The sequence below is a fragment of the Dokdonia sp. MED134 genome (assembly GCF_000152925.2).
GTDB lineage: Bacteria > Bacteroidota > Bacteroidia > Flavobacteriales > Flavobacteriaceae > Dokdonia.
The window spans coordinates 2,998,931-3,020,525 of record NZ_CP009301.1; the positions used below are offsets into that span (position 1 = coordinate 2,998,931).

A 21,595-nucleotide genomic window follows, 5' to 3' on the forward strand; every position below is an offset into this window, starting at 1 on the left:
TATTCGGTACTCTTAATCTAGCTTGGTAGGTATCCATTTTACCTCATCTGCTTGTAAGTCTTTAGACAACTTTCGTGCCAGCACAAATAGGTAGTCAGAAAGGCGGTTAAGGTATTTAAGTGTATGCTTGTCAAACGGCTCTAGCTCGTAAAGCGCTGTTGCCAAACGCTCTGCCCGCCTACATACAGTACGTGCTACGTGACAATGTGACACGGTGGTGTGACCTCCAGGGAGTACAAAATGCGTCATAGGTGGAAGTTCTGTTTCCATCTTATCTATTTCATTTTCTAGTAGTTCAATATCTTCTTCGTTAATTTTTGGGATATTGAGGCGCTCTTTGCCATTTTTGAGAATCATCTTCTCTGGGTCTGTAGCGAGTACAGCTCCTACGGTAAAGAGTTTGTTTTGAATATGTATAAGAATCTCCTTGCTACGCACATCAATCTCTTGATCACGTATGAGCCCTATAAATGAGTTGAGCTCATCCACAGTACCGTAGCTGTCTATTCTTATATGATGTTTTGGGACTCGCGTACCGCCAAATAAGGCTGTAGTACCGGCGTCACCAGTTTTTGTGTATACTTTCATTTGTGATGAAGTTGTATGCTGTTATTGTTGTTCTCTTTCTCTTTCCTTGCGTTTTTTTTGAAAACCTTCATTAAAGTTGCGCGTTCTTCTACCACGTTGCTTTGTGGTATTACGTTTTGTATTTGCAAAAACTAGTAAGAATAAAACGGCAACCCCTATGATACTTACAAGTATCTGTGTGATAGGAGAGAGGTTATTAAAAAAGTCCATAATTTATTATTGTGTCGTGAAGATAAAAAAAGGATATGATTCTTCTTTGAAAAGTGGTAAGTATGTAAAACAAAAAAACGCCAGCAAGTGGCGTTTTAAATAGTTTTTTTGAGTAGGATCTAGTTACTTTTTATTTTTTACATCGCTCTCTATAACTCCATCTCTAAGGCGTATTACTCTATGCGCGTGCTCTGCAATATCTTCTTCGTGTGTAACCAGGATCACTGTATTACCTGCTGCGTGTATAGCGTCAAAGAGTGCCATAATCTCAACCCCCGTTTTTGAGTCTAGGTTACCCGTAGGCTCATCTGCAAGTATGATAGACGGTTTATTTACAAGTGCACGACCTACGGCTACACGCTGGCGCTGTCCTCCAGAGAGCTGGTTAGGTTTATGGTCCATACGGTCTGCAAGGCCCACATCTGTAAGAACCTCTTCGGCTCTTTTATTACGAGCAGATTTTGATAACCCAGCATATACCATAGGCAGTGCGACGTTATCTAAAGCTGTTGTTCTAGGTAATAGGTTAAATGTTTGAAAAACAAAACCTATCTCTGTATTACGTACATCTGCAAGCTCATCATCACTCATCTGGCTTACATCTCTGCCATTAAGAACATAAGATCCTGCTGTAGGTGTATCAAGACACCCTAAGAGGTTCATTAATGTAGATTTACCAGACCCAGAAGGTCCCATAAATGCCACATACTCGCCCTTGTCTATATCTAGATCTATACCTTTAAGTACGTGTACAATTTCGTTTCCTAGAGGGAAGTCACGTATGATGTTTCTTATTTTAATGAGGTTACCCATAGATGTGTTTAGTTTGCTATTAGAAGATGTTACACACAATTTGTTACACAATTTACTTAAAAATGTAAGTAAGATGTAAAGATGCTTGATTTAACCACAATTATAATGGTATAGATTATCCTCAATTATAACTTGATGTAAAAATCTTCTTTGGCTTGTTTGGGTCTAAAAAATACCATTCCAAAATAAAATGCATCTACCGTAGCTGTTACTTGTGGTAGTGCTTTTATATACTCCCAGGCTTCTGTCATTTCTTGCGACCAGTGTATGTCGTCAAAAACCCATACACTCTCATCGTTTACAGTAACTAGAAGTTTATTTACATAGTTTATAGTGGCATCTCTGGCGTGATTACCGTCAAAGTATATGAAGTCAAAATTCTTCTTTATGTGGTTGTCTAGCTCTGTAGTAAAGTCGCCTACGCAAATTTTTACGTTTTTTATACCGGCATTATCTAGCTCTTGTTGTGCTATTTGAGCCGTCTGAGGGCAGCCTTCTATACTTGTGACTTGGGCATTACTCTTTATAGCTAGTGCTGCAGTTGCAATACCAAGTGAAGTACCTAGTTCTAGTACTTCTTGAGGCTGGAAGTATGCAATGAGTCGCTGGAGTAGTAAAATACGTTTATGAGTTGCTCCAGCATAGGTGGCAATATCCTTTATTTTTCTTTCGGCAGACTTAAATACGCGTGAGCCAGCACCATAATCTGTCACTGTGATGGTTTGCTGGTTATCTAGCAATGACTTTTTGTAGGCGTATAACTGTTGTGAGATGCTAGGGTCACTCTTTCCTCGTAATACTTCCTTTTCTAGTTTGAATATAAAAGGGGAGTGTATCCCGTGCAGGTGAAAGGTTTTAGGGAGCCATTTTATGTAGGCAAGCGAAGTATGTAAACTATTATTATTTGCGATAACTAGTGTTTTTAAAACAGAGGGTTTACAGGTGTTTGGGTAGGGGTTACTCTTCCATTTTTGAGCTCAGTTCAAACCAGCGTTCTTCTTTTGCCTCTATATCGTCTATTATTTTTTGAAGTTTTATGCTCTCTTCTGTGATCTCATCCTGAGAGAGATCAGGATTTAAAAACACTTTTTGTTTTTCTTCCTTTTGCCTCTCTAGCTTTGCAATCTCACGTTCTAGTTTTGCGTGCTCCTTTTGCTCATTAAAAGAGAGTGCTCCTTTGTGCTGTTTTTCTTTCCAGCTTTTGGTATCACTTGCTGTTTGAGTTACAGATGCTTCAAATTTTTGCTTGTTTTCTAGCTGTGCTTGTTCTTTTTCTGCTTTCGCGAAAGCGTTACTTATCCCACCCTCGTATGCTCTAAAGTCTGAGTAGTTACCCGGGAAGTTTTCTACCACGGCATCTCCTTTAAAAACAAAGAGGTGGTCTACTATTTTATCCATAAAGTAACGGTCGTGAGAAACCACCACTAGACACCCTGGGAAGTCTAATAAAAATTGTTCAAGCACGTTGAGCGTTACTACGTCTAGATCATTTGTAGGCTCATCTAAAATTAAAAAGTTAGGATTCTGAATAAAAACGGTACATAGATAGAGTCGCTTGCGCTCCCCACCACTTAGTCGCTCTACAAAGTCATACTGCTTCTTGCGGTCAAACAAGAAACGTTCTAGTAGTTGGCCAGCAGAGATGGTACGTCCTTTTTTAAGAGGGATGTGATCTCCAAACTCTTTTATAACATCTATCACCTTCTGACCCTCTTTTATGGCGATTCCTTTCTGAGTGTAATAACCAAATTTTACCGTGTCGCCCACAATCACCTTTCCAGAATCTGGAGGAAGTGCACCGGTCATTATATTAAGAAATGTAGTTTTACCCGTACCATTTTTACCTATGATACCTACACGCTCACCCGTTTTAAAAACATACTCAAACTTGTTGAGTAAGGTGAGATCTCCGTACGATTTACCTACATTATGAAACTCAAGGATTTTACTCCCCATACGCTCCATATTAATCTCTAGTTGTACGGTGTGATCATTGCGGCGCTCGTGAGCACGTGATTTTATCTCTGCAAAGTCGTCTATACGAGATTTTGACTTTGTGGTACGAGCTTTAGGCTGGCGGCGCATCCACTCCAGTTCTTTTTTATATAGCTGTTTTGCTTTACCCGTTTCTGCCTCCCAGGCAGCAACACGAGCATCTTTGTTTTCTAGATAGTAAGCATAGTTACCTTTATAGTTATAGAGTTTTCCATTTTCTAGCTCTACAATCTCATTACACACGTTTTCTAAAAAGTAACGGTCGTGTGTAACCATAAAAAGCGTGATGTTTTCTGTTCTAAAATAATCCTCTAGCCACTCTATCATCTCTAGGTCAAGGTGGTTAGTAGGTTCATCTAGAATAGCCAGATCAGGTTTAGTAAGCATCATCTGGGCAAGTGCGAGGCGTTTCTTTTGTCCACCACTTAGTAACTCAACCTTACGACCTAGGTCGTCTAGCTTAAGCTTAAAGAGAATCTGTTTATACTGCGTCTCAAAATCCCAAGCTTGTGCTGCCTCCATAGCATCAAAGGCTTTTTGATAAGCATCTGCCTCTTCCATATGAAGAAGTGCCTTCTCATAGTTTGCAATGGTTTTAAGTATAGGGTTATCTCCTGCAAATATGGTTTCTTCTATCGTAAGGCTTGGGTCTAAGTCTGGTTCTTGTGGTAAGAAAGAGATGGTAATACCCTTTCTGCTCACGACTTGCCCATCATCTGGCGATTCAAGACCAGCAATGATATTAAGGAGCGAGGTTTTACCTGTACCGTTTTTGGCAACAAAACCTATTTTTTGGTCCTTATTAATTCCAAAAGCGATGTCTTTAAAAAGGTGGCGTTCACCAAATGATTTTGATACGTTTTCTACAGAGAGGTAGTTCATTGTGTGTTGTGTGGATGCGGTATGCTGCATCTTTTATGATATAGCACAGTGTAAATCTGTAAACTATAAATATGATAAAGGTTTTTTTTAAGCTTTCGCGAAAGCAAAAATAAGGCTTCCCAAAAGAACTATAGCGTTTTACGTGATGCTCTCTCACCGATTATTGATACTTTTTTTTGAAAATTTTAAGCGATGAAATGCACACCTCTCTGTGAAAGTTTTATTTTTATCGATGAAAGTCTATATTTGTGAGCCTAACACAACTTAAATGAGATACCCATTATTATTATTGATACTCGTGATTGTGGCGAGTACAGCATCTTGTGTACCTCTCAAGGATATCACATATCTTCAAGAAAATGAGACCACTACTGATAGTATAGTCTCGCTACAACAACAGCAACCTCCGTACAGAGTTCAAGTAGGTGATATATTAAGTATACGTCTTAAGGCGCTAGACCAGCAACTCGTTGAGTTTTTTAACCCATCTGGAGAAGAGGGAGTGTCGCTTAACGAGGGTTTTTATTACGATGGTTTTGCTATAGATACTCACGGTAATATACGTGTGCCAGAACTAGGAGAGATAAACGTACTAGGCAGAACAACTGAAGAAATACGTGAGATTATAGAGCAACGATTACTAGCAGATTATATAAAAGACGAAGCAGATCTTTTTGTTACGGTAAAGCTACCAGGAATACGATACACGCTAGTAGGAGAAATAGGGAGCTCAGGAACGCAAAATGTACTCGCCGAAAAAGTGACTATACTAGAAGCCATAGCAAACGCTGGTGGAGTACCTATAACGGGAGATCTTACAGATGTGCTCATTATAAGACAGTACCCAGGGGGACAACGCGTGCATCACATAGACCTGACTCAAATAGATGTAATGCAGTCACCTTATTACTACATACAACCTAACGATATTATTACCGTAAACCCATTGCCACAAAAAGCGATAGGGATAGGTACTACCGGCTTACAGGCCTTTACCACCATACTGGGACTAGTCACAACACTAGCTTCTGTTATTTTACTAGCAACACGATAGAAGATGGAAGAAGAGTTTGACCCACAGAGTTCTGGAAGTTTTTTTGATTTTAAGGGCTTCTTATATAGATTACTTAGTTACTGGTGGCTGTTTTTAATATGTCTAGCCATCACATTTTCTATAGCTCGCTATATCAATGTGCGCAAAGTCCCAATTTATAGAGAGACCAGCTTGATCTCCATTAAAGATGATCAAAACCAAATGTTTGGGGGTAATACCAGTCTCGTATTTAATTGGGGAGGAACTACAGATAAGGTCCAGACCAGTATTATAATGCTTAAATCGCGTACACACGCAGAGCGAGTAGTACAGTATTTACAATTTTACACTAATTACCAAAGGCAAGGCAAGTACAATATAGAAGATGTATATGGTTACACACCATTTACTTTAAAACTCAATGACTCATTCCCGCAGTTATACGGTAAGCGTATGACCTTTATAGATGAAGGTAATGGAAACATAAGGGTGAAAATTCCTTTTACGGGTGGTACAGCCCCTTTGTTTAATTATTCTACGCTTAAACCCTCATCTATCACAGCTCCTAATACGGACTATGATAAAGTATTTCAACTAGGAGATACTATCAATACCCCATTTTTAAAAGCAACTTTATTACCTACAGATGTTTACCCTCAAGAAGGGCAAGAGTATTTTGTAAGTCTAGGCAATTTTAATGGTACTGCAGGAAGATATAGAGGTATAGGAGTAACTCAAACTCCGCGAGGGAGCTCTACATTAGAATTAAGCCTGGTAGGCACAAATAAAAAACGCCTCATAGATTACTTAAATGCTAGTGTACAAGTGCGTACAGAAGAACAACTAAGGCAGAAAAATCTATTTGCAACAAAGACCATAAAGTACATAGATAGCAGTCTTAAAACTAGCAATGTAGATCTTGATAAGGCCTTAGAAGATCTTAATAAGTTTCAAAATAAAAATAGTGCTGTGACACTTTCTGGTGGTGCTGAGCAAATAAGCATTGCTTTACAAGACCTTGATAATGAGAAAGACGGTCTGTCACGACAGCTAGTTTATTACAAGCAACTAGAAGATTACCTACGCACACGTACAGATTATACAAATGTGCCTGCTCCCTCTGTATCTCTTATAGATGAAGGTAGCATTACCGCTGGGGTGGCAAATATTGTACAACTAGCATTACAACGTAGTAAGCTAGCCTATACAGCAAAGGAGGGTAACCCTGCTTTTAGAGATTTAGACAGACGTATAGATGCCGAAAAAGAGGTTCTTTTTGAAAATATAAAGTCAAGTAACCGGTTAATCAAAGCACAAATATCTAGCCTTAATAGACAGATAGGGCAGGCTCAAGGAAAATTAAAACAGTTTCCAAAAGAAGAACAAGAACTAGCCGAAATACAAAGACGCTTTACAATAAGTCAAGAAGCCTATAACCTGTATACAGAAAAACGTAGCGAGGCAGAGATTATAAAAGCTTCAAATGTATCTGATATTTTATTTATAGATAGAGCAAAAGATGTTGGGAAGGGACCTATAGGTCCTAATACAAAACTAAACAAGGTACTAGCAGGCGTATTTGGTATGGTAATTCCCATTGCATTTGTGCTTATTATCTTCTTTTTAGATACAAAAGTAGGAACTCCAGAAGATGTGAAGAAACGCTCTAGTATTCCTATTTTAGGCACAATAGGGAAGAGTAAGCGTTCCTCTGGTCTTGTTGTGAGAGATTATCCACGTTCTGCAATGGCAGAGGCTTTTAGAGGGTTGCGATCTGGGTTGCAGTTTATGTATAAGAAGCGTGGTGTGGAGGGAGCAAAAACGGTTTTAGTAACTTCTAGTGTAAGTGGTGAAGGAAAGACATTTACTTCAATGAATCTTGCTTCGGTTTTCGCTTTAAGCGAAAAGAAAACAGTACTGGTAGGACTCGATCTAAGGAAGCCTAAAATATTTGACGATTTTGAGTTAGAAAATGATAAAGGTGTAGTTAATTACTTGATAGGCGATGCTACGCTGGATGAGGTAAAGCAAAAATCTGGTATTAATCATCTAGACGTTATTCTTTCTGGGCCTATCCCGCCTAACCCTTCTGAGCTTATCATAAGTGATGCTATGGGTGAGTTTATTGATACTCTTAAACAAGAGTATGATTATATTGTATTTGACACGCCACCATTAGGGTTAGTATCTGATGCATTTGAACTGATGCCATATGCAGATGCTTCGCTATATATGGTACGTCAAGGTTATACTCGTAAGGATATGCTAGGTCTTGTTAATGAGAAGTATCAAAGAGAAGAGGTGACACACATAAGTTTTGTACTTAACTATTTCCAGCAAAAACGAAAATATGGCTACGGTTATGGCTATGGTTACGGGACTTATAATAATGGCTACCACGAGGATGATGCACCTACGGGTATCTTAAGCAGGTTTAAAAAGCTGTTTACTAGGCGCAATTAAGATTTATGAGCCGTAATACGATAACAGAAGATAGTTGGCTTTATGAAATTAAGCCTAAAGGCAAACTTATTGATCTTAACTTTAAAGAGATTTGGAGTTATAGAGATCTCCTCGTGCTTTTTGTTAAGCGTGATATCGTTACAGTTTATAAACAGACTATACTTGGCCCGCTATGGTTCTTGATTCAGCCATTGTTTACCAGTATTGTTTTTACGCTTATTTTTAATAATATAGGTAACGTGAGTACTGGTGCGGTTCCTGCTTTCTTATTCAACCTTGCTGGTATAACCTTATGGAATTATTTTAAGGAGTGTCTTACTACAAGTAGCACAACCTTTACAGCAAATGCTGGGCTTTTTGGAAAAGTATACTTTCCTAGGTTTATAGTACCGGCTTCACGAGTTATTTCTGGCCTCTTTAAGTATAGTATTCAGGTATTGATCTTTGTTTTATTTTACCTCTATTTTATTTTCTATAAAGGTGTAGATATAGCACCCTCTCCATTCTTTATATTAAGTCTGTTGTTAGTCTTTAATATGGCACTCATAGGTCTGGGGGTTGGGATGATTCTAAGTGCACTTACGACAAAGTATCGAGATTTGACCATATTAGTATCCTTTGGTATAAACCTACTTATGTACGTAAGCGGAGTTATGTATCCTCTAGAAGAGATGCGAGCAAAGTTGCCAGAGTATTATTGGCTCATAGAGTATAATCCTATAGCACAAACTATTGAGTTATATAGAAACCTGCTCTTGGGTACGGCACAAGTCAATTTTGCTATGATGGGAATAAGTCTTTTAATAGGCGTGATATGTTTTCTGGTAGGCCTTATAATTTTTAATCGTACCGAGCGTAATTTTATAGATACAGTGTGATGAAAGATAAAATTAGATTGTATTGGTGGAGTGAGGTTCATATTCAAAAAAAGAAGAAGGAAAATTATGGTGACCTTATCGGGAAGTATCTAGTTGAAAAGATTTCTGGTAAAGAAGTACAGTGGCTAAGAGCTAATAGATTTTATTTAAAAAACTTTTGGAAACCCTTGTATGTGACAGTGGGTAGTATTTTAGAGCATATAGGAGCGCATTGTACTGTGTGGGGAAGTGGTATAATAGCCAAAGATTCTCAAGTTGCTAATGCACATTTTTTAGCAGTAAGAGGTCCGCTTTCGCGAAAGCGTTTACAAGAACTCAACTATACTTGTCCAGAAGTTTATGGTGACCCAGCATTATTATTACCATCTTATTTTAATCCTAAAGTTGATAAGATATTTAAAGTAGGTATCGTACCTCATATAAACGATTATAATAGTACTCTCGATTTATATGCGAAGGACAATGATGTTTTAGTGATTGATTTTATGACAAATGATATTGAAAAAACTACTAGAGACCTATTGTCTTGTGAGTTTATATTGTCGTCTTCACTACACGGACTCATAGTGTCTCACGCTTATCAAATTCCTGCTATTCAAATACGTTTGTCTGATAAAATTCTAGGAGATGGAGTTAAGTATCACGATTACTTTATGTCTGTAAACTTAGAACCTTATCAACCTTTACCTATGGGAGTGGCTCTTAAAGAAGAAGAATTAATTATGCTCGTAAAAAATCATAAGGAATCTTTACCTTCTTTAGAAAAAATACAAGAAATTCAAAAACAACTTATTGAGGTTTGCCCTTTTAAATAGACTTATATGGAGGATCATATTATTCTAAAAGCTTCAAATATTTCTAAACAATATAGATTGGGTCTTGTAGGGACTGGGACGTTAAGCCACGACATTAATAGATTGTGGCATAAAATAAGAGGAAAAAAAGATCCCTATCTGAAGATAGGTGCAGAAAATGATAGGGCTCTACAATCTAAGTCTGATTATGTGTGGGCACTTAAAGATATTAACTTTGAAGTTAAGCGTGGAGAAATATTAGGAATCATTGGTAAAAATGGAGCAGGTAAGTCGACCTTGCTTAAGATATTATCACGAGTAACAAGCCCCACAACAGGCTCTATTAAAACAAGAGGTAGAATTGCCAGTTTGCTAGAAGTAGGAACTGGAATGCATCCCGAGCTTACAGGTAGAGAAAACATATACCTTAATGGTGCTATACTGGGAATGACAAAAGTTGAGATAAGCACTAAAATAGATGAGATAGTAGATTTTTCTGGTTGCAAGATGTATATAGATACACCCGTAAAGAGGTACTCTAGTGGTATGCGTGTGCGACTAGGCTTTGCGGTAGCTGCCTTTTTAGAACCCGATATTCTTGTGATTGATGAGGTACTAGCAGTAGGTGATGCAGAGTTTCAAAAGAAGGCCATAGGTAAGATGCAGGATATATCTCAGTCTGGAGGTAGAACGGTTCTTTTTGTTAGTCACAATATGGCCGCTGTACAAAACCTCTGTAATCGAGTACTCATTTTAGATAAGGGTAAAATAGTAAATAATGATGGTGATCCAGCTATAATAGGGGTAGAGAAGTATTTGAGTCTAAGCAAAAGAAGCTCAGAGATAAAAGCCTTAGATCCTAATTTTGATATCAAGCTACATCAAAAAAGTGTTTACCATTTTGACGAAAACTTTACTATTGATTTATGTGCAAATTCTTTATTATCAACTTCTAAAAATGCCTACATAGATATCGCAGTTGTAAACAAGTTAGAAGAATTTGTCCTTCATTATAGAATGGATGTTAATTGTAACCCTATGATTTTATATCCAGGTACAAATAAGTTTACAATACAAATAGAAAACCCTCGCTTAGTAATGGGAGAGTATACTATAATCGCTTATGTATATGATAAGGTTAAGAACGTACTGTTATGGGTAGAAAACACCTTGCCATTTCAAATTGTAGATGTAAATAGTGATAGTATTAACTCCACAACTGTAAAGTCACAAATTATACCTAACGTTTCAATAAGTAGAATAGACTCAATATAACTATGCTAAAAAAATATATTTATAAGTCTATTAACCGTCTGGGGTATAGAATAGAAAGAAAAAGAACTAGAGAGGAGCTTTGGGAGAACCATCAGATTTATGAGGTAAAAAATAATCTCAACCTTTTCTTTGGGGCTAAACCCTATATTGAGCGTTTAAACTCAAGGTATGATAATTTTAAACTAGAGGCTCAAGATAAGGGTCTTATAGTGCAATTTTTGGACTTAAAAATTTATGTAGAAACCATAGAGGAGTTTTTTATTATAGATGAAGTTTTTCTAACAAATGACTATAATTTTAGTACTCTTTGTGATGCTACAGTAATCGATATAGGAGCAAATATTGGAATTAGTTCACTATTCTTCTCAACTCTTGAAAATGTGAAAAATGTTTATTCATTTGAACCAGTTTTAGACACCTATAAGCAGGCTCTTATGAATTTTGAGATGAACCCCTTAGAAAAATTAAGTAGTATAAAAAACATAGGTTTAGGGAAATCTACTAGAGAAGAAACTTTTATTTACAATAAGCATTTTAAAGGTAATACGGGAGTAAGAGGTTTACTAAGCAAGACGATGTCTAACTTAACAAACAATGAAACAAGAAAGGTTCAAATAGAAAATGCATCTAAGCAGTTGAGGCCTATTGTAGAGCGTCACTCTTTAGGTAGTATTGTTATAAAGATGGATTGTGAAGGAGCTGAATATGAAATCATAGAAGATTTAAATCACACTGGTCTATTAAAGGACATTGATATAATTATGTTAGAGTGGCACGATAAAGGTCCTCATTTTATTGAAAAAGTACTTAAAGAAAACAAATTTCAGGTTTTCTCAAGAAGTCTAGGTCCTAATGCAGGAATCATCTATGGTGTAAATAGTAAATAAATTTTTGAGATGCTCATTTCAGTTATAATACCAGCCTACAACGTAGAACGTTTTATAAAAAAAACAATCCAATCGGCTCTTGATCAGTCACAAGTTGGAGAAGTGATTGTAATAGATGATGGTAGTACAGATAGCACCTTGCAGATAGTTAGTGAGTTACAGGCCTCTACACCTATTTTAAAAGTGTATCAACACAAGGATGGAATAAACAAGGGTCGTGGCGCCACAAGAAATCTAGGAATACATAAAGCTACACAAGACTATATTGCTTTTTTAGACGCAGACGATTTTTATCTTGAAGATCGTTTCAAAGGTGATGAGCACGTATTTAACGATAGTAATGTCGATGGGGTTTATAATGCAGTTGGGTTTCATTTCTATAGAGAACCACTAGATTCTGAAAAAATACACTTCAAACCTAACACTCTTTCTAAGAGATTGAAACCAGAGGAACTCTTTGATGGTATTGTGTCAAGTAAATATGGGTACTTACATTTAAATGGTCTCACTGTAAAGAAATCCGTATTCGACAAAAGTGGCTATTTTAATGAAACGCTAAGAGTAACTCAAGATTCAGATATTATCTTTAAAATGGCGCTTGTGTGCAATTTGTACCCAAGCAATATAGAAGAGCCAGTTTCAAAAAGAGGAATTCATACAGAAAATGTTTTTACCAAGAGTGAAATATATAAAGAGTATAATCCTAAACTTTTTGAATCACTTGTGAGTTGGTCCTTAAAAAATAAAATTAAAAAAGATAAGATAGATACGCTATTAAACTGGCAGTGGTTCCATAAATTCGAACAGAAAAAGACAGTGGGAGCTTATACTCGGTATTGGATAGCTTTTATTTTCAAAAACCCACGATTAATGTTATCTATACTAGCCATAAAGTATTTTCCAATTATTAGATTAAGAAAGCGCTTGTTTCCAAGATTTTATAATTGAATTACCTTATTATTAAATTAAAATGCCCAAACTCTCCATTATCACAGTTAATTACAATGATCTAAACGGTCTTAAAAAAACCGTTCAGAGCGTGCATACTCAGACTTCTCAAGAATTTGAGCATATCATTATTGATGGAGGATCTACAGATGCAAGTGTTGAGTATATAAAAAAACATCAGGATAGTTTCTCATACTGGGTGAGTGAACTTGATAAAGGTGTTTATAATGCTATGAATAAGGGAATTGAGCAAGCTTCAGGCGAGTACTTGCTATTCCTTAATGCTGGTGATCATTTTATAAATGAGCAGTCCTTACAACGCGCTTTAACCCATTTATCAGGAGAGCATATAATTTATTTTAACCTTCACGTGGTAGAAGGCTCAGGTGACTTTACAAAGACCTATCCTAGTCGTTTGTCATTTTCTTATTTTGTAGAGGATACATTACCTCACCCAGCTACTTTTATAAAGAAGACCGCTTTCGCGAAAGCGGGAACCTACAGAGAAGATTTTAAGATAGTATCAGACTGGAAATTTTTTATAGATGCCATATGTAGATATCAGTTATCTTACAAAAAAGTATCTGACACTATAACTACATTCTACATAGGAGGAATGAGTTCTGATCCAAAAAAATATGACCTAAAAAATAATGAGCGTACTGAAGTTTTAAGTAAGGAGTATACAGCATTTTATCAAGATGTTAATGATACCTTACATATGAGAAAAACACTTAATAGTTTTAAAAAATCAAGGATTATAAGTTTACTAGTGAAGCTTAAGTTTCTAAACAAATTTTAATGAATAGCCCTAAAGTTTCTATAATAGTACCTTGTTATAATCAGGCTCATTTTTTAAATGACAGCTTGCAATCTGTTTTAAATCAGATTTTTGACGCTTGGGAGTGTATTATAGTAAATGATGGTAGCCCAGATAATACAGAAGAAGTAGCTCAAAAGTGGTGTGCAAAAGATGTAAGGTTTAAGCATATAAAAAAAACTAATGGTGGTTTATCTAGCGCTCGTAATGCTGGTATAGCGATAAGTCGTGGAGATTTTATCCTTCCACTAGATGCAGATGATTTGATACATCAAGACTATTTACAAAAGCTCTTACCAGTAATAGAAAATAATGACGCTATAGAAGTAGTTTCTTGTTATAGTATTTTTTTTAGGGATACTATTGATAATGTAGTAAATACAAGAAAACCCAATGGTACAACAATAGATGCTTTATTATATGAAAATATAATAATGGCAACATCTTTATATAGAAAGGAATCTTGGAACCGCGTAGGAGGCTATGATGAAAGTATGAAAGATGGCTTTGAAGATTGGGATTTTTGGATTTCTATTTTAAAGGATGGAGCAGAATTTAAAATTGTCCCAGAGTTCCTTTTTTACTATCGTAAAGCTGCAGCGTCAATGTTAACCAATACAGTTGCAAATCATCTAGAATCAGTAACAAAATATATTTACAAAAAGCACCCTGAGGTTTATATAAATAAGTTTGATACCACTATGGATTATGTTTTTTATTTAATTAAAAAGCATAAAGCTAGTGAGGATAATTTAAAAAAATCTCTTGAATATAGAATAGGAAAAGCTGTAACAAAGCCTTTTAGATTTATTGCCAAATTAAATAAATCAAAAAATAAATAGCTTATGATATCTGTTGTAATACGTAATAAAAATCAAGAAGTAGCACTGGAGTTTTTATTAAAAAACCTGACACAGCGATACAGTGAAGATATTTCTGAAATCATAGTAGTAGATAATTTATCTACAGATAGAAGTAAGGAGATAACCGCTAGATATAATGCACGCTTTGAAACTATAAAAGAGTTTAGTTATGGTGGTAGTGCAAACTTTGCTGCTAGTAAAGCTCAATTTTCTATAGTCGTAATATTTAGTGCGCATTCATATCCCGTAAGTCACGATTTTTTTAAAACAATAAAGGATAGATTTGAATCAAATAATAACCTGGCTGGTGTACGTTGCTTGCATAGCCCAAATGATTATAGGAATTACATAAATAAAATAAGTGCAAATACTGACCCTAATAAATCAGGGTTAATATTCTCGGGTTCTGCTTTTAGTAAAAAAGTTTGGGAGGAGTATCCATTTAGAGAAGATGTCGCTACATTCGAAGATAAGGAGTGGACAAAAAGAGTGGTTAATGCAGGGTTTGATATTGAGTTTGCACCTGCTATCTTTAGTTATGAAATACGTAGAACAAAAAAGCAGCAATTTTTTAGGTGGAAGAATGATTTAGTAGGCAATTATCAGCTTTGGCATAAAGATGTAAGTATCCTTTCTGCTGGTAAAGGTTTTATTGCTACTGGATGGAGGCTTAAAAAAGCCCTAGTTGTTGATTTATGGTATGCCCTAAGGCGCTTTGTTTATACTATAAAGTTTTGCTTTAATAAACCAAAAAAGTTTTAGATATATAAATAATCTTCAGTAGTGCTGTATGTTTTTCCTATGTCCAGTCAATAGAAAATAGTATAATTTTTAAATACAAATTATTAAAATATCAATCATAATACCTTCTTACAATCAAGCAATGTTTCTTGATGAAACACTTGATTCTGTTTTTCTTCAAACAGAGAAAAGTTGGGAGTGCTTAATCATTGATGATGGTAGTACAGATGAGACTGCCGCTGTAGCCCATAAATGGGTGATTAAAGATGATAGATTTAAATATTTTAAAAAAGATAACGGCGGGTTAAGCAGTGCACGCAACTACGGACTTAAAATTGCTCAGGGCACTTACATTCAATTGTTAGACTCTGATGACTTACTTATGCCTACTAAGTTTGAGAAGCAACTTGTAAATTTAAATAATACAGATATCTGTATTTGTGATTACAGACCATTTGATAATGAGACAAATCAAGATGTAGTCCATAGATATTTAACTCCTTTTGTATCCCCTAATAATTTGGTTAATAGTGTTATACTCAACTGGGAGTCTAAGCTGTCAATACCTTGCCATACTGCGTTATTTAGAAATGATATTCTATTAGATAATGCATTAAATTTTGATGAGTCTCTTGATAATCACGAAGACTGGGTGTTTTGGGTGAAGTATTTTTATTATTCTCAAAAGGTTAGTTTTAACAGGGAGATACTAGCAGAGTATAGAATCCATCCTTACTCAATGACACAAGACTATTTTAAAATGAAGAATGGCTTTTTGCAAGCCATACGACTTTTAGAAGAGTTTTTTAAGAATAATAAACAGCCTGAATGCGCAAGAGTTTTATTAAAAAAAAGGCGAGAAATTTTAAGAAGAGGTAGAGAGCCGCTTTTGATTAAATACCCTAAGCGGTTATACCGTAAAATTATAAGTAAGTACAAGAATGTCAAAGGAAATTAAAGCAATCGCTATTCATTTACCGCAATTTCACCCCATTAAAGAAAATAATGAATGGTGGGGTAATGGTTTTACCGAATGGACTAATGTTTCTAAAGCAAAACCTTTTTTTGATGGACATTATCAACCTCATTTACCAGCAGATCTTGGTTTTTATGACTTAAGACTTGAGGAGGCAAGGATTGCACAGGAGGATCTGGCTCGTGCTAATGGAATATTCGGATTTTGTTATTATCACTATTGGTTTAATGGAAAACGTATACTAGAAACACCATTAGAGCGTAAACTTAAAAATATTAAGGAAGATTTTCCTTTTATGTTATGTTGGGCAAATGAGAACTGGACAAGAGTTTGGGACGGTGGGGAAAAGAATATTCTTTTAGAGCAAAAGTATTCGCACGAAGATGATTTACTACATATTAGGGAATTGATAAGATACTTTAAAGATGATCGCTACATAAAATCTAATGGAAAACCAGTATTTGTTATATACCGACCTAACTTGTTTCCTGATATTAAAAAAACAATAGCGATATGGCGAGAGGAGGTTAAGGCGGCAGGTTTTTCTGATATCTATTTGGGGTACGCGCTAGGAGAAAAAAACCAGTCGCTTCTTGGAGAAGAAGGATTTGATTTCTCTTATGACTTTCAGCCTAATTTTAGTAATAGACCTTCCAGTATTAAAAATAATCTGTTTAAGAGGTATACTACCGCATTACTACGTAAATTTAAATGGACTATAGATAATCGTTATGAGTTATTTTATGATTATGAACAGTTTGTTGATTTACAGATAAATACTGAGTTTAAATCAAAGGTCTATCCTGGAATAACTCCTATGTGGGATAATACCGCTAGACGAAAAAAGAATTATTTTGCTTTACATAATTCAACTCCGCAGAAATATGCAAAATGGTTAAAGCATATCGTTTTAAATTATCCTTGGCAAAAAATGCCAGAAAATTATCTATTTATAAATGCTTGGAATGAGTGGGCTGAAGGAAATCACTTAGAGCCTTGTCAAAAGTGGGGTAAACAGTATCTAGAAGAGACATATAAAGCACTTAAGTAATTTAATTTACATACAATAAAGCCATAAATATTTAAAACAGAATGCAAGATTTTTTAACCGTAGTCTTACCCAACAGGAATAGAGATTTACAACTTGTTGTAAAGTCTATAAGTTCTGTTTACAGTCAGATCGAAGAAAATGTTAAGCTGATTCTGGTAGATTATGGAAGCCCAGTAGGTTATCAAAAGGAACTGAAAAATGTCTGTGCGAAATTTTCTAAACTCCAAATTATCTTATATCAAACACAAGGGCAGCTTTGGAACAAGTCTAGAATTATAAATTCAGTACTAAAAGACTGTTCTTCTCAATACTTTATGGTAAGTGATATAGATATGCTGTGGCATCCTGATTTTTTGGAAGAAGTATACTCATATTTACACAGTTCAAAAGTCCTTTATTTTCCCGTGGGTTTCCTAACGGAGAGCGAAAGTAAAAGAGAAGTTTCATTTCATAAATATATCGTTAAGGGTATCTCAACTCACGAAGCAACCGGAATTTCAATTTTTCCAACGGTAAAACTCAAGTCTATAGGTGGTTTTGATGAATTTTATCACGGATGGGGAGGGGAGGATACAGATGTACATATAAGACTGCACAGAGCAGGTCTTACAGTAGAGTTCGTAAAAAACACTCTTTACTTCAAGCATCAATGGCACCCTAAAATGTATCGAAGTTTCAAGAGTAACTATCCTTTTGCTGAAACTTTAGAATTAATAAATGGTCAATACCTAAACAGAGTACAAAAAGGAAGTGTTGTAAAGGCAAATAATTCATCTGGCACAGGCATAATTCCTGATTCATATGACCTTAATGTAGACGAGGTCAAAATCAATGTTCTTACAACTCGTGATCAAGTAAAATCTGCCTTGTATTATATAGAAAACTGTGTAGGGAAGAGAGTTTTATTAACAGTAAGAGAGCATCCAGAAAGACACGATTTTATTAAGAAAATAAAGAGAAAAGCCAGAGGTAAAGCTTTGAATTTTATAACGATTAAAGAAGCAAATAACATTATCTTAGAATGGGTTGTTTCTAAAGCTAGAGATTCTTTTTATCAATATAAAATGTCTGAAAGTAATGTCATCACACTTGAAGTACATTATAGATGAAAATGCCTATGTATTTTGAAAAGCTAAATATACTTAGAGATGAAGAACCTACCGTAAGTGTTTTTGTACTTTGTTATAATCAAGAACCTTATATCCTTCAAACTATAGAGAGTATTCTTTCTCAGAAAACTAATTTTCCATTTGACATCATTATAAGTGATGATTCAAGTAGCGATAAAACGCCACAAATTTGTGAAAGTTTAGCCGCTATAAATAGTAATATCACTTTTATTAAGCAGGAAAAGAATTTAGGCTTGATGGGTAACTTTGTAAATACTTCAAAGCGGCTCAGAGGCAAATACGTTGCAATTTGTGATGGTGATGACTACTGGATTAATAATAATAAACTTCAACTTCAAGTTGACTTTTTAGAAAAGAATAAAGAGTTTAGTGTAGTAGGTACAAGTTGTTTTAAATCTATAGATGATAAAATAAATAAAATAGATATAGATAAATATACTGGGCCTATTGCGTTAAGTGAGCTTTCTCTAGAAAATAAAATTATAGCACCTACTGCAGTGTTTCTCAATGTGTATCGTGTTCTAGAATTACCACAGTTTTTTCATAAATTTCCTTATGGCGACTGGCCATCGTATTTGCTAGTTATGTCTTTAACAAATACTGCAGCATTTAAACTAGCAGAGGTTACGGCTGTTTATAGAAGTACTATAGGTGTGTCTGCACGTATGAGAGAGGATAATACTAATGTGGCTCTTCAAAATTTAGAAATTATTAAAAGCTTAATGCATTTGGAAGCTCTAAAACCTAATGAAGCATTGTTTAAAAATAGTTTAGAGCACCATCAATTGGCACTAGTAACATCTTACAATAGAGATAAAAAGTTTTTAAGAGGAGCTTTTTTAATGTTACAAATACTTAAGTCAAATCTATCCTTGACATTATTTAAGCGATACATTTACTCCTTAAAAAAATCTATAGTATAACAATGAGGATCTTACTAATATCAATGAATTCTATACATTTTCGTCGTTGGTCTGACCAACTCCGGGATAGTGGTCACGAGGTGTATTGGTTTGATATTTTAGACCAAGGGTATGCATCATCAATGTCTTGGATGACCCAAATAACAGGCTGGAAAAAGGGTTTTTTGATAAAAAGAGGAAGGACAACAATAAAAAAATATTTTCCAAAAATTTATAACTACCTGAGCGATAAACTTGACACTAAAGTTGAGACCGCTTTCGCGAAAGCGTTACAAGACATAAAGCCAGATGTTGTACACAGCTTTGCATTATATACTTCTTGTTTACCCATATTACCTATTATGAATAAGGAAGTAAACATAAAATGGATATATTCTAGCTGGGGAAGTGACTTATTTTACAAGGGAAATAAACCCAATTATCACAAGGAGGTGCCTGCTGTGCTCGCAAGAGTTGATTACCTTTTTACAGATTGTTTAAGAGACTACCATATAGCAAAAAATGGTGGCTTTTCTGGAAGATTTTTAGGCGTTGTGCCTGGAGGTGGAGGTTTTGAATCTCATATAGATAAATATTATGTAAAAAATTCTTCTTTTATAGTAAAAGGTTATGAGGATGCACTTGGAAGATGTATTAATGTATTAAAAGCATTAGATGTCATTGCTAGAAAACATACTGATATATCTATCATAATATTTGGAGCTTCTAAGAAGGTTACTGAATATCTCAATAGGAATACTGGTAGAGATTATGAGGTTAAAGTATTTGGGAAAGTAAGTAACTCAGAGGTCATAGATTTAATGCTTCAATCTAAGTTTTACATAGGTAATAGTATAAGTGATGGTCTTCCTAATACACTGTTAGAATCTATTTTTTGTGACTGTATACCTATCCAGTCTAATCCCGGAGGTGCCACCGAAGAAATTATTAAGGATACAATAAATGGATTTATTATAAGTAATCCAGAAGATGTAAATGCAATTGCCAATAGTATAGAAATGGCGCTGTTATCAAACCCATCATCTATATTAATGGAAAATAAAGAGATTAAAAAAGCCTATGAAAGAAATGAAATCCAGGCAAAGGTGTTAGCTATTTATAATTCTTTAGCTGTATGATTTTATCTGACATTTCTTTACAACAGGAAAAAGATTATTCTAAATTAGAATGCCTACTAGACGGCAATTCTATTTATTTTACATTATCGCATATTAATTCTAATATTTCATTAGTGTACGATGCATTTGTAGTAGCGCTTCTACCACTTTTATTGGAAAAACAAGAAGACATAGTGGTTCAAGGTACTATGGATGACGTACTCTGTAAGCAGTTAAATGATGTCTTAATACCGAGACTTTGTCAAGTCAATAAGATAGCTATAACTCTCAAAGTTATACCAGATGTTACAGAAAATGCTATTGCTCTTAATAAACAAGTCAATGCAACGGGACTGTCTTGTGGGGTAGACAGTTTGGCAACTGTAAAATATTTTTTTGACAATGATATAGGCTTAGATTATCTAACTTTTTTTGATGCTGGTTCACACGGTATTTATAATGGTAATTATGCTAAGGAAAATTATGAGTATAGGTTGAAAAACAGCGAAAGAGCTGCCACTACAATTGGTTTGCCTTTGGTAAAAGTCAAGACTAATGCGCATAGTTTCATACGTGGCTCATTTGAATCTGCTCACAGTTTTTTAAATATTTCTTGTAGTCTAGCAACACTAGGCCTGATAAATAACTATCATTATGCATCTGCATATGCTGTATCTCAAAGTAATTTCAAACCTGGTGATACAAGTAATTTTGATAATTTTTTATTGCCACTATTGTTTACCTCTTATTTTAATACACATTCTACACTGCAAACAAAAACTCGCTTAGAGCGCATTTCTTATATTCAACATTATGATGTTGCTAATGCTTACCTAGATATTTGTACAAATTCCATACTTGCTAAGAAAATGAACTTGCAGAACTGCACATCTTGTGATAAATGTCTTCGTACGGCAGCAACATTAGAGCTGTATGATTCTTTACCTACATTTGATAAAGTTTTCGATTTAAATATTTATCATAGTAAAATTGACAATTATATAGCCAAACTCATATCAAAGAAAGTATCCATTCACGAGCGAGAGTTTTTAGATAGTTGGTTAAAAGAGAACAAAATAACTACTTTACAATACTGGAAAGCCTTTAAATTAATAGCAAAAAGAGTTATATCGAGAATAGACTCTTAAATCGATTATCTGACTTTTTTTACCGATAAAATACACTAAAGGGCGCACTGGTATTTAATATTTTTATAAATTCACCAAAA

General features: G+C 35.0%; 21 protein-coding genes. 16 read left to right on the top strand and 5 right to left on the bottom strand.

The window, feature by feature from the left end; genetic code table 11:
• Positions 1-12: 12 nt before the first annotated feature.
• The 5 genes from MED134_RS13315 to MED134_RS13335 form a co-directional block, all read right to left on the bottom strand.
• Positions 13-588: a cob(I)yrinic acid a,c-diamide adenosyltransferase gene (locus MED134_RS13315; RefSeq protein WP_035328013.1), complete on the bottom strand. Its 576-nt coding sequence runs from the start codon at positions 586-588 to the stop codon at positions 13-15.
• A 21-nt stretch (positions 589-609) separates the two neighbouring features.
• Positions 610-798, bottom strand: coding sequence for a hypothetical protein (locus tag MED134_RS13320; RefSeq protein WP_038600047.1), 189 nt, complete (start codon positions 796-798; stop codon positions 610-612).
• A gap of 123 nt (positions 799-921) precedes the next feature.
• A complete protein-coding gene (locus MED134_RS13325) occupies positions 922-1,611 on the bottom strand; it encodes an ABC transporter ATP-binding protein (protein ID WP_038600050.1) in 690 nt (229 codons plus the stop codon).
• 125 nt (positions 1,612-1,736) lie between these two features.
• Positions 1,737-2,351 carry an O-methyltransferase gene (locus tag MED134_RS13330; RefSeq protein WP_237747122.1) on the bottom strand — a complete coding sequence of 205 codons (615 nt, stop codon included), beginning with the start codon at positions 2,349-2,351 and terminating at the stop codon, positions 1,737-1,739.
• Positions 2,352-2,568: 217 nt separating this feature from the next.
• Positions 2,569-4,488 carry an ABC-F family ATP-binding cassette domain-containing protein gene (locus MED134_RS13335; RefSeq protein WP_038600056.1) on the bottom strand — a complete coding sequence of 640 codons (1,920 nt, stop codon included), beginning with the start codon at positions 4,486-4,488 and terminating at the stop codon, positions 2,569-2,571.
• 268 nt (positions 4,489-4,756) lie between these two features.
• Between MED134_RS13335 and MED134_RS13340 the strand changes: the two genes are divergently transcribed.
• From MED134_RS13340 to MED134_RS13415, 16 genes are all read left to right on the top strand, one after another.
• A complete protein-coding gene (locus tag MED134_RS13340) occupies positions 4,757-5,542 on the top strand; it encodes a polysaccharide biosynthesis/export family protein (RefSeq protein WP_038600060.1) in 786 nt (261 codons plus the stop codon).
• Between the two features lie 3 nt (positions 5,543-5,545).
• On the top strand, positions 5,546-7,984 hold the full coding sequence (locus MED134_RS13345; RefSeq protein WP_038600063.1) for a GumC family protein: 2,439 nt from the start codon (positions 5,546-5,548) through the stop codon (positions 7,982-7,984).
• Between the two features lie 5 nt (positions 7,985-7,989).
• On the top strand, positions 7,990-8,862 hold the full coding sequence (locus tag MED134_RS13350) for an ABC transporter permease (RefSeq protein ID WP_038600065.1): 873 nt from the start codon (positions 7,990-7,992) through the stop codon (positions 8,860-8,862).
• On the top strand, positions 8,862-9,677 hold the full coding sequence (locus MED134_RS13355; protein WP_038600068.1) for a polysaccharide pyruvyl transferase family protein: 816 nt from the start codon (positions 8,862-8,864) through the stop codon (positions 9,675-9,677). Before MED134_RS13350 ends, MED134_RS13355 begins: the two co-directional genes overlap by 1 nt.
• Positions 9,678-9,683: 6 nt before the next feature.
• Positions 9,684-10,931: an ABC transporter ATP-binding protein gene (locus tag MED134_RS13360; protein WP_038600071.1), complete on the top strand. Its 1,248-nt coding sequence runs from the start codon at positions 9,684-9,686 to the stop codon at positions 10,929-10,931.
• Between the two features lie 2 nt (positions 10,932-10,933).
• Entirely contained in the window at positions 10,934-11,818 is an 885-nt protein-coding gene (locus MED134_RS13365; protein WP_038600074.1) for an FkbM family methyltransferase, read from the top strand.
• 9 nt (positions 11,819-11,827) lie between these two features.
• Entirely contained in the window at positions 11,828-12,766 is a 939-nt protein-coding gene (locus tag MED134_RS13370; protein ID WP_052084246.1) for a glycosyltransferase family 2 protein, read from the top strand.
• A 22-nt stretch (positions 12,767-12,788) separates the two neighbouring features.
• Positions 12,789-13,568: a glycosyltransferase family 2 protein gene (locus MED134_RS13375; protein WP_038600077.1), complete on the top strand. Its 780-nt coding sequence runs from the start codon at positions 12,789-12,791 to the stop codon at positions 13,566-13,568.
• Entirely contained in the window at positions 13,568-14,428 is an 861-nt protein-coding gene (locus tag MED134_RS13380) for a glycosyltransferase family 2 protein (RefSeq protein ID WP_038600080.1), read from the top strand. Before MED134_RS13375 ends, MED134_RS13380 begins: the two co-directional genes overlap by 1 nt.
• Positions 14,429-14,431: 3 nt before the next feature.
• Positions 14,432-15,211 carry a glycosyltransferase gene (locus tag MED134_RS13385; RefSeq protein ID WP_038600083.1) on the top strand — a complete coding sequence of 260 codons (780 nt, stop codon included), beginning with the start codon at positions 14,432-14,434 and terminating at the stop codon, positions 15,209-15,211.
• Positions 15,212-15,311: 100 nt separating this feature from the next.
• Complete coding sequence (locus MED134_RS14810) at positions 15,312-16,148, top strand: glycosyltransferase family 2 protein (RefSeq protein ID WP_262485477.1); 837 nt, start codon at positions 15,312-15,314, stop codon at positions 16,146-16,148.
• Positions 16,132-17,217 (top strand): glycoside hydrolase family 99-like domain-containing protein, encoded by a 1,086-nt coding sequence (locus MED134_RS13395; RefSeq protein WP_038600086.1) that lies wholly within the window; start codon positions 16,132-16,134, stop codon positions 17,215-17,217. Before MED134_RS14810 ends, MED134_RS13395 begins: the two co-directional genes overlap by 17 nt.
• A gap of 41 nt (positions 17,218-17,258) precedes the next feature.
• Positions 17,259-18,326, top strand: coding sequence for a glycosyltransferase family 2 protein (locus tag MED134_RS13400; protein ID WP_038600089.1), 1,068 nt, complete (start codon positions 17,259-17,261; stop codon positions 18,324-18,326).
• Positions 18,323-19,270, top strand: coding sequence for a glycosyltransferase family 2 protein (locus MED134_RS13405; RefSeq protein WP_052084248.1), 948 nt, complete (start codon positions 18,323-18,325; stop codon positions 19,268-19,270). The genes MED134_RS13400 and MED134_RS13405 overlap by 4 nt, the downstream gene beginning before the upstream one ends.
• A gap of 23 nt (positions 19,271-19,293) precedes the next feature.
• A complete protein-coding gene (locus MED134_RS13410) occupies positions 19,294-20,388 on the top strand; it encodes a glycosyltransferase family 4 protein (RefSeq protein ID WP_052084249.1) in 1,095 nt (364 codons plus the stop codon).
• A complete protein-coding gene (locus tag MED134_RS13415) occupies positions 20,385-21,515 on the top strand; it encodes a hypothetical protein (RefSeq protein WP_038600093.1) in 1,131 nt (376 codons plus the stop codon). Before MED134_RS13410 ends, MED134_RS13415 begins: the two co-directional genes overlap by 4 nt.
• The last annotated feature ends 80 nt before the right edge of the window (positions 21,516-21,595 follow it).